The 12,557-nt window shown below is 26.7% G+C and carries 17 protein-coding genes and 1 tRNA gene; 9 read left to right on the top strand and 9 right to left on the bottom strand.

Annotated elements, in window-relative coordinates; translation table 11 throughout:
• Window positions 1-44: 44 nt before the first annotated feature.
• From BET03_RS04995 to BET03_RS04975, 5 genes are all read right to left on the bottom strand, one after another.
• Window positions 45-794 (bottom strand): SIMPL domain-containing protein, encoded by a 750-nt coding sequence (locus BET03_RS04995; protein WP_120167937.1) that lies wholly within the window; start codon window positions 792-794, stop codon window positions 45-47.
• Window positions 795-798: 4 nt separating this feature from the next.
• The gene (locus tag BET03_RS04990) at window positions 799-1,452 is read right to left on the bottom strand and encodes a zf-HC2 domain-containing protein (RefSeq protein ID WP_183108731.1); all 654 of its coding nucleotides are present in this window, start codon (window positions 1,450-1,452) and stop codon (window positions 799-801) included.
• A gap of 28 nt (window positions 1,453-1,480) precedes the next feature.
• Entirely contained in the window at window positions 1,481-2,062 is a 582-nt protein-coding gene (locus BET03_RS04985) for an RNA polymerase sigma factor (protein ID WP_243096863.1), read from the bottom strand.
• 120 nt (window positions 2,063-2,182) lie between these two features.
• The gene (locus BET03_RS04980) at window positions 2,183-3,637 is read right to left on the bottom strand and encodes a L,D-transpeptidase (RefSeq protein WP_120167930.1); all 1,455 of its coding nucleotides are present in this window, start codon (window positions 3,635-3,637) and stop codon (window positions 2,183-2,185) included.
• Window positions 3,638-3,768: 131 nt separating this feature from the next.
• Window positions 3,769-4,728, bottom strand: coding sequence for a metal-dependent hydrolase (locus tag BET03_RS04975; protein ID WP_120167928.1), 960 nt, complete (start codon window positions 4,726-4,728; stop codon window positions 3,769-3,771).
• A gap of 193 nt (window positions 4,729-4,921) precedes the next feature.
• Here BET03_RS04975 and BET03_RS04970 point away from each other — a divergent pair.
• The 3 genes from BET03_RS04970 to BET03_RS04960 all read left to right on the top strand — a co-directional run bounded on the left by BET03_RS04970 (window position 4,922) and on the right by BET03_RS04960 (window position 5,847).
• A tRNA-Leu gene (locus tag BET03_RS04970) sits at window positions 4,922-5,010 on the top strand.
• 135 nt (window positions 5,011-5,145) lie between these two features.
• A complete protein-coding gene (locus tag BET03_RS04965; RefSeq protein WP_120167926.1) occupies window positions 5,146-5,463 on the top strand; it encodes a hypothetical protein in 318 nt (105 codons plus the stop codon).
• 195 nt (window positions 5,464-5,658) lie between these two features.
• Window positions 5,659-5,847: a hypothetical protein gene (locus BET03_RS04960; RefSeq protein ID WP_120167924.1), complete on the top strand. Its 189-nt coding sequence runs from the start codon at window positions 5,659-5,661 to the stop codon at window positions 5,845-5,847.
• Window positions 5,848-6,011: 164 nt separating this feature from the next.
• Here the strand turns inward: BET03_RS04960 and BET03_RS04955 are convergent, their stop codons facing one another.
• Together BET03_RS04955 and BET03_RS04950 are read right to left on the bottom strand one after the other, a co-directional pair.
• Window positions 6,012-6,257, bottom strand: coding sequence for a hypothetical protein (locus BET03_RS04955; protein WP_120167922.1), 246 nt, complete (start codon window positions 6,255-6,257; stop codon window positions 6,012-6,014).
• 61 nt (window positions 6,258-6,318) lie between these two features.
• The gene (locus BET03_RS04950) at window positions 6,319-7,626 is read right to left on the bottom strand and encodes a hypothetical protein (protein WP_120167920.1); all 1,308 of its coding nucleotides are present in this window, start codon (window positions 7,624-7,626) and stop codon (window positions 6,319-6,321) included.
• A gap of 117 nt (window positions 7,627-7,743) precedes the next feature.
• Here BET03_RS04950 and BET03_RS04945 point away from each other — a divergent pair, with 117 nt between their 5' ends.
• Window positions 7,744-8,082, top strand: coding sequence for a YtrH family sporulation protein (locus BET03_RS04945; protein ID WP_120167918.1), 339 nt, complete (start codon window positions 7,744-7,746; stop codon window positions 8,080-8,082).
• Window positions 8,070-8,537 carry a sporulation membrane protein YtrI gene (locus BET03_RS04940; protein WP_120167916.1) on the top strand — a complete coding sequence of 156 codons (468 nt, stop codon included), beginning with the start codon at window positions 8,070-8,072 and terminating at the stop codon, window positions 8,535-8,537. Before BET03_RS04945 ends, BET03_RS04940 begins: the two co-directional genes overlap by 13 nt.
• Here BET03_RS04940 and BET03_RS04935 read toward each other — a convergent pair.
• Window positions 8,526-9,428: a cobalamin-dependent protein gene (locus BET03_RS04935; RefSeq protein ID WP_120167914.1), complete on the bottom strand. Its 903-nt coding sequence runs from the start codon at window positions 9,426-9,428 to the stop codon at window positions 8,526-8,528. The genes BET03_RS04940 and BET03_RS04935 overlap by 12 nt on opposite strands.
• Window positions 9,429-9,609: 181 nt before the next feature.
• On the opposite strand from BET03_RS04935, the gene BET03_RS04930 reads away from it, so the two are divergent.
• Together BET03_RS04930 and BET03_RS04925 are read left to right on the top strand one after the other, a co-directional pair.
• A complete protein-coding gene (locus BET03_RS04930; protein WP_120167912.1) occupies window positions 9,610-10,218 on the top strand; it encodes an ECF transporter S component in 609 nt (202 codons plus the stop codon).
• On the top strand, window positions 10,215-10,748 hold the full coding sequence (locus BET03_RS04925) for a DICT sensory domain-containing protein (protein ID WP_120167910.1): 534 nt from the start codon (window positions 10,215-10,217) through the stop codon (window positions 10,746-10,748). The genes BET03_RS04930 and BET03_RS04925 overlap by 4 nt, the downstream gene beginning before the upstream one ends.
• Window positions 10,749-10,825: 77 nt before the next feature.
• Here the strand turns inward: BET03_RS04925 and BET03_RS04920 are convergent, their stop codons facing one another.
• A complete protein-coding gene (locus BET03_RS04920; RefSeq protein WP_243096862.1) occupies window positions 10,826-10,963 on the bottom strand; it encodes a DUF2935 domain-containing protein in 138 nt (45 codons plus the stop codon).
• A gap of 152 nt (window positions 10,964-11,115) precedes the next feature.
• On the opposite strand from BET03_RS04920, the gene BET03_RS04915 reads away from it, so the two are divergent.
• Together BET03_RS04915 and BET03_RS04910 are read left to right on the top strand one after the other, a co-directional pair.
• Window positions 11,116-12,000, top strand: coding sequence for a HEAT repeat domain-containing protein (locus tag BET03_RS04915; protein WP_183108730.1), 885 nt, complete (start codon window positions 11,116-11,118; stop codon window positions 11,998-12,000).
• Between the two features lie 222 nt (window positions 12,001-12,222).
• On the top strand, window positions 12,223-12,534 hold the full coding sequence (locus BET03_RS04910; protein ID WP_120167906.1) for a DUF948 domain-containing protein: 312 nt from the start codon (window positions 12,223-12,225) through the stop codon (window positions 12,532-12,534).
• Window positions 12,535-12,557: the final 23 nt, after the last annotated feature.

Below are 12,557 nucleotides of genomic sequence, written 5' to 3'. Positions count from 1 at the left end.
TAGGTTCATCCAAAACTTCTAATGTCTTCATTGAGTTTAAAGTTTTAATATTTATATATAACATTTACTGAAGCTCTGATTGTTAATTCTCCGCTAGATATAGGTGTTTCAAGTGCTGCTTCACTTTTTATTACGTCCATATAAACACGATTGTTTACAGAATATTCTATTCTTGAGTTTTCTGTAACCTTATATGGTTTATCAACTTCAACACCAAAGGTCTTTCCTATAGTTTTAGCCTTATTCTTGGCACTTTCCATTGCTAGTTCTAATGCTTGTAAATAGTATTTTTCTCTATATTTAGTATCAAAGTTTATATTTCTAATATAATTAGCCCCTAAGGATGAAACAGAATCTATTACCTCCCCTACTTTATCTAAATCTTCTATCATTACCTGAACTATATTTCTTACTTTATAGCCTGTTACAATTGTTTTTTTATTTATTTGATCATATTCTCGCAAAGTAATTATACTATATTCTATAGTTTTTATATTGTCTTCCTTTATACCATTATCTTTCAACTCATCTATTACCTTATCCATTTTTGCTCTATTATCTTCCTGGGCTTTTTTACTATCTTTATTTTGAGTTTCAACACCCATATTAATATAAGCAATATCAGGTTTAATTTTCACTATTCCTTCTCCATTTACGTTTATTGTATTAATATTTTCTTCCTCTTCTTTTGCATTAACGACTGTTGTTTTATCTAATTCTCCTAAGAGGTATCCTAACCCTAAAACTAAAGTTAAAACTAAAGAAATAAAAACTACTTTTTTACCTTTAAACATTAAATCACCCCTTCAAATATTTTTTTAATCCCCGATATATCACGTATAATATTGGTAGTCCTAATACAAATCCTATTACTATATAAGTATCATTAATTAGTTTTTGTTTTTCTAATTTATCAATTGAATCACTTTGTGCCTTTTGTTTTTCTTTCACCTCCTCTTGTACTTTAGGGCTCTTTTTAGTTTTTGTAGGCTCTTCTAAAGCTGTAATCTTCATGTCATTTGTTTCAGCTTCCTGTGCTATTTGTGTATTATCAGATTGTATTTTAATATTCTCCCTTGGTAGTGACTCTTGAACCATTTCATTTTGTTGGTTTTGAATTATAAAATTATCAGATATAATTCCAAATGAAACAATGAAAATTAAAATACATGCAGCTAAGGCTGAATATAATCTCCAATTAATTTTCTTTTTATTATCAGTCCTTCTAGACCTTTGATTTTTAAGTTTTCTCCTAAGTTCACTCTTATAATTTTTAGGTAGTTCAACCTGTTTAAAACTTCCTAAGCTTTCTACAATTAATTTCATGCTTTCATATTCTTTTTTACACTGCTGACAATGCTGTAGATGAGCTTCAAAGTCCTCTTTTTTTTCCATTGTTAGCTCATTATCTATATAAAGAGATAAATTCTCATTAAATTCTTTGCAATCCATATAAGCCCTCCTTTCTATATATTTAGACTTAATAATCATAATTTTGTTGCATTTCTTTAACAATTATCTTTTTAAGTATTTTTCTTCCCCTACTTATTCTTGATTTTACAGTACCAATTGAACAATCTAATATTTGTGCAATTTCCTTGTAGCTAAATCCCTGTATATCTCTTAAAATGATAACAGTTTTATAAATTGTATCTAGTTTATCTATTGAATCGTAGATTATCTCTTTAGTCTCTTTTCTATCTATAATAACTTCTGGAGTATATGTATTATCTTCTATTTCCCTTTTAATCTCTCCAGTTTCTGTTGTTATTGGATTATCTATAGAAAAAACCTTCTTCTTCTTTTTATTTAAAAAGTCAATACACGTATTTACTACTATTCTATATAACCATGTTGAAAAAGCAGATTTCCTATTAAATTTACTAATAGACTTATATACTTTTATTAATGCCTCTTGGGATATGTCCATTGCATCTTCATGGTTTTTTAACATTTTTAATGCAATATTGTATGCTGTTTTCTCGTATTTTTCAATTAGCTTTTCAAAGGCATCAATATTTCCCTTTATACTTTCTGCAATTAATCTATCTTCATTATCCATAATATTTTCACCCCTTTACAAACCCCTACTAAAAATTAGACGAAAAAATTAGTAAAAGGTTTCATAAATAAAAAAGCTTCCAAAAAAAGCTGGAAGCTTTTTTAATTTATATTCAATTTTTTATTTAAATTCCCTTTTTTCAATGTATAGTTTTAAATTATAAGGGTCCTTTTCAATTCGTAGGTATTTTTTTATATCACTTAATTTAACATATAGTTCACCATCAATATCTTTCATAGCTATTCTTTTAAAATCAAATATTATTACTGGTTTTAATATTGTCTTCTTCGTAATTTTATCCTTAAAGAAAATTCTATATGGGATATATATTTCATTATCTATTAGTTTTCCCTTATATATTGTGTTTTTAAATATAATTTCAGGATCTTTATATAGTTTTACGTGTTTATTAAGTGTAAATATGTCTGATTTTATACCAAATTCCTTTTCTAAAAGTTTAATACTTATATAAGGTTCATTATTATATATTATATATTTTATCTCCTTTCCATTATTTTTTACAAGTTTCAATTTATTATTTTCAATTCTAATATTAATATCTAAAAACTTGCAGATTGCAGATAACGAAATTTTAGGATCAGTCCTTAAATCTCTAATTTTTCCTTTTAAAAGCCTATTATTAAGTAAAATATATTCAGTAGAATAATTGATCTTATTTATTTCATAATCAATATTAATTTTTCCACCTAAGAATTTTTTTAAATCATCTATTAATATATATTTTTTACCTTCATTTTCTACTTGTAATATTGAATTACCCATAAAAAAGCCTTCTACTCCACTTTCTAAGCTAGGAATTTTTATATTAAAAAATTTGCTTATTTTATCTTTATTTATATAAAACTTATTGTCCCTAACTATTATGTCTTTAGTTATGTATTTTCCATTTATAAAGAACGTCCATTTATCCGAAAAAACTGTAACTTTCTCATTAACTAATTTTTTTAATTTATTTATCTTTTCTTTAGTTAGCTTATTGTTTAATTCTATTTTATCTAACATTTCATCAATCTTTTTATTCATATTCTTCACTTTGTTATAATAATCTGGATATACAACTAAGATTGGATCTTTCCCCTCAATATCATTTAAAATATGAAATAGTTCATATTTTACGGTAACAGGAGTATTTAAACTTACTAAATTGTATATTTCTTTTACATCCCTTTCATACATACGAACGCATCCTGCTGAAGCAAAAGTTCCTATTGAGGAAGGATTGCTATTTCCATGTATCCCATAATGTGGTTTAAAACCTATCCACCTATTACCTAATGGATTCCTTTCACTACCCCCTGGTATATTTGCCTTTTTATAGTATGGATTTACCACTTTGTTAATAACACTAAAGTTCCCAACAGGTGTCTGACTGTTTGATTTCCCAACAGCAACTGGGTAATTTTTAACTATTTTATTGTTACTGTAAAGGGTTAATTTTCTTTCAGGTATATTAATTTCTATTTTTTTAGCTATTGTTAAGTCACTACCAAAAACAACCGAACTATTAATAATTAAAGCTAGAATAATTACAACCATTAGCTTTTTTAAAGGCATAATACAGTCCTCCCCAAATTTAAGTCTAAACCTTACTTTTAATTCATATTTTGAGGAGAAGTAATTTATTCTTAAAAAATAAAAAAGTAACTAAAATAGGATAAAAAAATAAAAGCTACCAAATGGCAGCTTTATGCTATTTCTTTTTCTTCAACTAAAATATTATTTTTTAAACTATAAGGGTGAAAAAATGTTTGGAGCTTTTTCTTTTCATAACAGAATATCACTGTTGCATGGTGCATAAAATTATTTTTAATATAATATCTTAAGTCAATTGCCTTCAAAATAATTCTTTCTCCTTGTTCTATAACATTTATATGTCTTATGGGACTGAATTCAGAAAAATATCTTCCTAACTCTGTTTGATAAAATTTTTCTATAAAGCTATGTTTTTCTTTTTTAAGTTCTTTTCTGATATTTACTTTTTTGCTTATGGAATTAACTTCTCCAACAATATTATGATTTTCAGTTTCTATAATAAAGTCCCATTTAAATGGATTAAAAAGTGAAGGCAATATATTTATTCTATTAATTATATATTTATCTTGATAATTTTCTTTTAATATTTTTTCTGCTCTTGACCTTAAATAATACCTTTTTACAATGTAAAGAGAAAACACTGTTAATGCCACTACTCCTTTTATATACCTGTCTACATTAATAAAAACAAGACTTAAACTTAAAATAGGTATAAAGGGGTCTACTAGCATAAGTAGACTAAAAGCAATTTTTTTCTTACTAAATGGTAATAAGAACCGGGCTCCATAAGAATTTAGCATATCGAAAACCGTATGTGATAAGCTTCCTAAAAATGTCCAAATAAATATTGAAAAAAAGGTATAATCTTTAAACATCATACTCAATCCCAATGAAATAACTGCTGAAATAACTCCTAAACCTACTATTGAATGAGAAATTCCTCTATGATGTTTTAGGTATGCATAATCTCCCCAATATTTTACAATAATATCTATATCAGGTGACATTGCACCAATAACTGAACCTAAAACAATAGGATTTGAGAAACTTATATCTTGTCCACTTAATGCAGAAATTCCCAGCCCAATAATTCCATGAGTTACTGGGTCCATTATACCACCACCGATTCAAATTGTTAAAATACCTCGATTTTAATTATAACATAAAGTAAAGCAAGATTATCCTAGGATATTTTAGTATAAATGTTAACTAAAGGTTATTTTTCGATATTTTTAGTAACTAAAAGTGTTTGATTTTTATAGGGCTATATGATATTATATAATTCGGACTCAATAATGTGAATATGCCGAAGTGGTGGAATTGGCAGACGCGCCGGACTCAAAATCCGGTGGGGCTTACACCCCGTGTGGGTTCGAATCCCACCTTCGGCACCAGTAAAACCCCTAGGTTTTTAACCTAGGGGTTTTATTTTTTATTTCCATATTTATTCCCTTTCTTCATTAATAGACTATCACATTAATATTAAAAAAGCATAAAATATATTAGTACTTTGAAAAGGGGGAATTTTTATGGATAGTGAATATTATCCAGAAGAATATTATTCAGATTATAACTATCAAAACCAACCTGAATATTATAGAGATGATAGATATTATCGTAATCAACCAGATTATTATATGAATCCATATTACTACATGAATCCTTATATGCCGTATAACCCATATCAACAATATAATCCTTATTTTATGTTTCCAAATTATTTCAATCCAATTAACCCATATATGTATGGTGGCGACCAATATAACCCTAATCCCTACAATCCTAGCCCTGGACACAGATATAGATATAGAACACCAGGATATGGCTCATATTGCCCTTATAGATAACCTTAATAGATGGGAAGAAATTTCTTCCCATCTTAATTCTATAACACATAGGAAATTATAAACAAATCAAAATTGTGGATAAAATATAATTTCCGTTATATGTTTCAAAAAAGTCAACCTTGAGAATGTTCTATTTTAATAGAAGACTTTTTTATATATTTACTTAAGATTTTAAATTTTTAAAAGGGTGAGAAAATGTTTATTACAGACAGTTTCTTTGATGATGAGGACTTTATTTTAATAATCATCTTAATAGTTTTATTTGAAGTTTTTGGTGGCGGGTTTGAAAGTTTAAAGCAGTATGACGACAATTTTATACTACTTATAATTATTATAGTCTTGTTTGAGATTTTCGGCGGAGGAATAATAGATTCCTTTATATAAGTAAAAAAACTAGGGCAAATACCCTAGTTTAAAGTTCTTTTTTCTTTTCTCCCAGTTTAGTTTCACTAAATAACTATTCAGCAGCATTAACTGCTATTCTTACCCAAAATTGAATATTCTTTTCTTGCTCATTAGTTAGCTTAGATTTAATATAAGGGCATTATTTACAATTCCTTATTCTTATTTTTTGTTTCATTATGTTGTATTACATGTCTTGAATCCATAGCGGATAGAATTCTATCTTTTTTAAAGATCCTAATCTCTTTTTTATCAATATCAATTGCTTTTATAACTTTATTCTCTATCTTAAGTACCTGGATATTTCTTTTTACTATCTCAAACTTTTTCATATAAATGATTGATATTGGTTTATGCTCAATTAAAGAATATTTTAAAACATAATCAATCATTAAAATCACCACTTAAAACTTTTGGTATTATTATATCAGAACGTGTGTTTGGTGTAAAATGTTATTCTAATTTTTTAATCTTCAGTTTTAATATTTTTGTCATACCATTATTATTTTCATTTTCAAAATATATTAATATATTATTTTGTTCAATAAACTCCAATCCAGAAAAATCTCCAAAATCTTCTATCATCTTTTTATCATTATTTTCATCATATATTAACCTTACTCCTTCAATTTCACTAAATTGATCTGGATATAATTCTCCCTCTAAATATATAAAAGAATTGTTTCCTACTGCTTCAAGTTCTATAATATTATATTTACTTTCGAAAGATTTTATTTTACTATCCATTCCTTTACCAAAAATTTCAGCTTCTGAATTATCCAATTTTACAATCATTCTATCTTCTTTATTTATATCTGTTATGAAAGGTCCTCCACCACCAAGAAACCTTTCTCCAAGATCTATCATTTCTTGTGTTTCTAAATTGAGTATATGCTCGTACCATCCATCATCCCAGCCACTTACAATGTGAACCAATTTTCCTGGAGAAATCCATTGGGATTTTCTATATTTTTTTGGAAGTTCTTTATTATCCTTATATGAAAGTATTTTTATTTCCTTATTATCTTTAAAGGAATATATATATATTCCTTGTCCATTACCGGCTCCATCTCCTAGATTTTCCCCTAAATCTTTAAAAAAGAGTAGATGACTTTCATCAGGGTACCAAAGTGGATAATAATCATATTTTCCCTCAGTTAATTGCTGTTTAGAGTTGTCATTAAAATTATAAATCCATATACCATCATCTCTACTGTAGGCTATTTTATTAGATTTTGGTGAAAATGAAGCTGAGAACACCCTATCATCAATTTTTGATATTGTATTCTTTTCCATATAAACATTGTAAACATAGAGGTCTTGACCTAATCTATATAGTATTCTTTTTCCATCTTTAGACCAATCTAAAAGCCTTATGGATTTTTCTGATTCAGTAAGTATAGTCACTTTTCCAGTAACTAAAGAAGCTCTAACTAATAGATTTTTCATTTTTCCATTGTCATCTGAAGCACTAAAACAACTAAATGCAACAAAATTTCCATCTGGTGAAACCTTCATATCTTGATTATAGTAATTTAAAGGCTTATCTAATTTAGTAAAATCTATTTCACTTATTTCTATAGTTTCTCTTTCTTTATCAGATTGCTTTTCTTCATTTGGCTTTTCTTCATTTTCTTTTTCTTCTTGTAATTCACTATTTTGATTATCTGAATTTGTATTATTATTTTCTATAGTTTCATTATTACAAGCTACTGTGAATACAAGAATAAATATCATCATTATTAAAATTATTTTTTTCAATATATTCACCTCCTTATATTTTAGACTTCAAAATTAAAGTTTTGTTCCGCAAAATCGTAATATATGAACAATTTAAATCATACCTTTTTAAAAAAGTATATTATTTAGGTGATTAATGTGACAGATTTTATATCAAATCTTTTATATGATTTTTTAATAGCCTTCGGAGTTACCTTCGGTGCAAGTATATTTGCTGGTTTAGGTGCTATTATAAACGATCACCCTCCACTAAAGACAATGTTAAATGTAGCAAGCTCTATTAAAATTTGGGCAGTTGCAGTGGCTTTAGGGGGAACTTTTACTTCTTTTCAGGTAATTGAAAAGGGCTTATTAAAGGGTGAGTTCAGATCAGTTATTAAGCAAATTATATACATTCTTATTGCACTAACCGGAGCAAATTTAGCATATAGTCTAATTAAAATGATTCAGAGGAGTAGTAAGTTATGGCTAGAATAAAGAAAAAATATTTGTCTTTTTTTTTAACATTAATTGTTGGTAATATATTTGGAATAATTATAGGAATATCAATCATGACTACTTTAGTTAGCTTTAGAATAGATAAATATCATGAAAAAATAAAATATCTAGAAAATGTAATTGAAGATAAAGATACAAAACTAAAAAAACTTGAAAAATCAATAAATAATAGAAGATTTATATTACAAAGTATTGAAATAATCCTTATATATGATGGTGACGATTTAGACAAAATAAGTCTTGAAAAAAATATTAAAGAAAAATATAAAAATTTATTAGGTAAAGAAGTACAAAAAATAGACATTGATATGGTAAAAGAAATTGTTGACCAAAGGATTATAAAGCTGGATGACAAAATATATAAACTTGAAGTAACAAAACTCGTATTAAGTAACGTATTAAAAATTTGGATTAAAGTGAGACTAATTGATTAGATTATTCGCCACCCTAATAGCTTCAAATCCATCTTTAGCATATCCATCAGCTCCAACTTCCTTCCAAGCATTTTTTTGAAAGTTAAATGCCCTTCCTCCCACAATAATTTTTAAATTTTTTGTCTCTTCATATGAGCGAATAGTATTAATAAGATCTTTTGCCAAATTAAAATTAAAATTCATTGTTACAGATATAGCAAGTAAATCTGGTTTTTTTGTTTTTATAAGATCTACAACACTTTTAGTAGGAATGTTATTGCCTAAAAATATAGTATTCCATCCATCTAATTCTAAAAAGTCTGTAATCATTCTTATGCCTAAAGTATGAAATTCACTATTTACTGATAATGTAACTGCTAATTTATCTTTTTTAGGAATTAAATATATATTAGAGCATAACTGGGACATAATAGTTTCTGTTGACTGGGAAAAATAATGTTCATCTGAAATAGATAATTTATTTTTCTCCCAAAGTTCACCTACCCTTTTTAAAGAAACTTCAAATACATATTTATATATATCTTTTATATCTATTCCATTTCTAATTGCTCCATTAACTAAATTGTAAGCCTCATCCCTTTTTCCACTTAATAATATATTAAAATACTTTAATTCTATTTCTTTTAAATATTCTTCCTTTTTTCCCTTGTAAACTTTAATCTCTTCTAAATCTTTTCTAAAATCATGAATATCTACTCTTCCAAGAAGATAGTCTAAAGAGACTTTAAAATAGTCAGCAAATTTATTTAATATATCCTGATTTGGAAACCTAGTACCTTGCTCATAATTAGCTATTGTTGTTTGAGCTAATCCAAGTTCTTTTGCTAAGTCTTTTTGTCTTAAATTATGAGTTTTCCTTAAATCTTTTAATCTCTCTCCAAAAGTCGCCATTAGACTCACCCCTATATATAATCTTATCACAATTTGTGTTATATTTTAAATTTTTCACCCTATTTTTCCAGCCAATTCTTGAATTATTTCATTTTGTGTATTATAATATTAATAAATTAGCCCTAATTTTTAGACATATTTCCATATATTTCACAGTTATTTTTAGTTAGGAGGATTTATTATGAAATTAACAAACTCAAGTATAAATAATCAAATTAAAGTTGCCCTTCTTGGTGCAATTTCATTTATTTTAATGTTCTTAAATATAAGTATTCCATTTTTTCCTCCTTTTTTAAAGTTAGACATTAGTGATTTGCCTGTAATTATTGGTCTGTTAACAATTGGTTTAAACAATGCTATTTGGATCAGTGTTATAAAAAATATACTCCATTTATTTGTATCTCAATCCCTTGGAATTGGGGAACTCATAAACTTTATAATAATTACTACATATATACTTATTTTTTATATATCTTACAAAAAGTTTGGAAAAATATTATCCTCATTAATCATCGCAACAATTGGTACTAGTTTTATTTCAATTCCTGTAAATTATTATATCATGTTTCCGTTATATAGATATATTTTAAATATTAAACCTGAATCTATTCTTAAACTAGCAGCTTCAAGTAACCCACTTATACATAATTTTATTTGGTATTTTGCAATAATAATTTTTCCATTTAACATTATAAAGTTTAGTATCTTATCTTTAACAAGTTTTTTTGTTTGTCCGCTTATTCAAAAGAAAATATATTTTATTAAAAATAAAAAGGGGGATTTTAAATGAAAAGAATATCATTATTTAAAGAAATCTTTGATAAAGTAGAAGGTGATGTTCAAAAAATAGAAGGTAAAGCTTCCGATAGTGTTCTCTCTAAAAATACAATAAAATACGAAACTAAAGTTCGAAATTTAGAACGTATGTGTTACATCATGGAAAGTATGATCTTAAAGAAAAAGAGGAATGGTATAGTTTACGCAGGCTTTCAGAAACTATCTAGAACTGAAGGAGTGTGGGATAGGTTTTTAAAAATGGCTATTAATGTAGATAAAATTTATGTATTTGGTGTGAATGATAAAAAACCTCAATCTCATCCTAATATTGAATTTATTAATTTACCACCAAACCATCCTTTAGTAAGGGAATGGTTTTTAGTTATTGATGTGAAGTTTATGAGGAATATGATGGTAGCATATGATAAAGACGGATTTGGAACAAAACCACTAGATACAGACCGTAATTTTATAGGAGCAAAAACAGTTAATTTAAAACATATTGATAAAGCAGTTAAGTTACTTAATGAAATTATACAGTAATTAACTTTACTTAAAGGGATAATTATTTAAATTATCCCTTTAATTTTTTTGTTTCTAAATTTCTAGGTTGTGTAGCATTACATTTTGGCTTTTTCAATTTCTCTGCTTTCCTTAAGTCCTAGGTCGTTATGAATAAATCTTGCATGTTCTCCCAGTATTTGTAGCCAAAATCTATGTTGAAATAACGCTACTTCCATGTAATTATTTGCCTTCAAAATACCCTCTTCTCAAAACATAAATCAATATATACTGATATTTTATGAAAATTTTTAATATCTGTTCACTTTATTTTAATAAAACTAAATCACTTTAATAGCTTTATTCATATATTATAGTAATAATTATGAATTCAAAAGGTGTGATTATAATGTTATATTATGTTAAATCTGGTGATACTTTAAGTAAGATTGCAAGACAATTTAATACTACTGTAAATTCAATATTAAATGCTAACACAATTTGTAATCCTAATTTAATTTTTCCAGGAGAACCATTAATAATCCCAAGGAATGATGTAATATATAGGGCTGGTGCTACTCCTTATTACATTGTACAACCAGGAGATTCTCTCTGGTGTCTTTATAGACTATATAATATACCAATAAACGTAATCGCAGAAGTCAATAATATACAAAATCCTAATATACTATATCCTGGAACTGAATTACTTATTGGAGATTATAGAGCTAATCCTGAAGAATTAAAAGAAACTTGGGAAAACACAGGTGGGGTTGAATGTGATCTATTGTCACCTCTTCAGATTCATGGTATTTATTATATAGGCTCCTTTAGTTGGGAAGCTTTAGGAACAACTGGTATACCATACCTCTTAGATCTGTTAAATCATCCTTGTGATATTGTACGATCTTATACTGCTTTAAGTCTAGGAAGAATAGGTTTAAATGAAAGTGTAACAGAAGCTCTAACTGAGCTTACAAATGACCCTAGCTCTTTTGTTGCAGATATAGCTAGATTAGCTATTAAAAGAATTAATCTAACTCAGGAGTATGGAAAAAGAATTCATGTCACAATTGAGGATAATAGATTATATAATCAGCCAAATTTAAATTCTCAATCCATAATTTTATCTGAAGGAAGTGAAATTATAGTACTAAAATGGAATATTCCGAGTCCGACTTATGAAGAAGGCCCAAGGGGAGATTTACAAGTTTATGATTACGTACAAGTTGTTAATACTGGACAGGTAGGCTTTTTGCCTAGAGTTGGTTTCAATGAAATAAGGATAATATAGTAATTTTTTATAACTATAAAGCTGTAGATATTTATCTACAGCTTTATAGAAAATTTTATTACTTAAGTTTAGCATTTTATTTGTTAATAATAACAAAATTGCTTAAATAGTAAAAATATAGTAATATATATAAAAGATATTTATTTATGGATAAATTAATATTAAATAATTATATTTTTTTACAGAAGGGAGGTACAAGCCCTTTTAGCAGGGGGAGTTATTATGGTAGATTTTTCTCAAGTAATTATGTTTGGCTTTTTAATTCTTTTTGCAGTATTAGTAGGGTTTATTATTCCTATATTAGTAAAGGCCTATAAGATTTTAAAATCAGTACATAATATGTTAGATAAAAATGAAGAAGATATTAATAAAATAGTAACACATTTTACAAATACTTCAAAGAACGTAGATACAATTGTTAAATCTTTTGAAGATAAGGTATCTGATATAGATAAAATAGCAGATGCTGTAAAGATAGTTTTAAATTTAGTACTACCTAGGTTAAAAAGAAAAACAAAAAAAGAAGAAGCCTAAAAAAATATCCAGTGGACTACCCA

It is taken from the genome of Thermohalobacter berrensis (assembly GCF_003609645.1).
In the GTDB taxonomy this organism is placed as follows: domain Bacteria; phylum Bacillota; class Clostridia; order Tissierellales; family Thermohalobacteraceae; genus Thermohalobacter; species Thermohalobacter berrensis.
This window is presented reverse-complemented; position numbering and strand designations above follow the sequence as displayed.

What these genes read in the sequence shown, in the direction of transcription:
- BET03_RS04995 (WP_120167937.1), bottom strand. Translation starts at nt 794, where the DNA reads ATGTTTAAAGGTAAAAAAGTAGTTTTTATTTCTTTAGTTTTAACTTTA.
- BET03_RS04990 (WP_183108731.1), bottom strand. Translation starts at nt 1,452, where the DNA reads ATGGATTGCAAAGAATTTAATGAGAATTTATCTCTTTATATAGATAAT.
- BET03_RS04985 (WP_243096863.1), bottom strand. Translation starts at nt 2,062, where the DNA reads ATGGATAATGAAGATAGATTAATTGCAGAAAGTATAAAGGGAAATATT.
- BET03_RS04980 (WP_120167930.1), bottom strand. Translation starts at nt 3,637, where the DNA reads ATGCCTTTAAAAAAGCTAATGGTTGTAATTATTCTAGCTTTAATTATT.
- BET03_RS04975 (WP_120167928.1), bottom strand. Translation starts at nt 4,728, where the DNA reads ATGGACCCAGTAACTCATGGAATTATTGGGCTGGGAATTTCTGCATTA.
- BET03_RS04965 (WP_120167926.1), top strand. Translation starts at nt 5,146, where the DNA reads ATGGATAGTGAATATTATCCAGAAGAATATTATTCAGATTATAACTAT.
- BET03_RS04960 (WP_120167924.1), top strand. Translation starts at nt 5,659, where the DNA reads ATGTTTATTACAGACAGTTTCTTTGATGATGAGGACTTTATTTTAATA.
- BET03_RS04955 (WP_120167922.1), bottom strand. Translation starts at nt 6,257, where the DNA reads ATGATTGATTATGTTTTAAAATATTCTTTAATTGAGCATAAACCAATA.
- BET03_RS04940 (WP_120167916.1), top strand. Translation starts at nt 8,070, where the DNA reads ATGGCTAGAATAAAGAAAAAATATTTGTCTTTTTTTTTAACATTAATT.
- BET03_RS04935 (WP_120167914.1), bottom strand. Translation starts at nt 9,428, where the DNA reads ATGGCGACTTTTGGAGAGAGATTAAAAGATTTAAGGAAAACTCATAAT.
- BET03_RS04930 (WP_120167912.1), top strand. Translation starts at nt 9,610, where the DNA reads ATGAAATTAACAAACTCAAGTATAAATAATCAAATTAAAGTTGCCCTT.
- BET03_RS04925 (WP_120167910.1), top strand. Translation starts at nt 10,215, where the DNA reads ATGAAAAGAATATCATTATTTAAAGAAATCTTTGATAAAGTAGAAGGT.
- BET03_RS04915 (WP_183108730.1), top strand. Translation starts at nt 11,116, where the DNA reads ATGTTATATTATGTTAAATCTGGTGATACTTTAAGTAAGATTGCAAGA.
- BET03_RS04910 (WP_120167906.1), top strand. Translation starts at nt 12,223, where the DNA reads ATGGTAGATTTTTCTCAAGTAATTATGTTTGGCTTTTTAATTCTTTTT.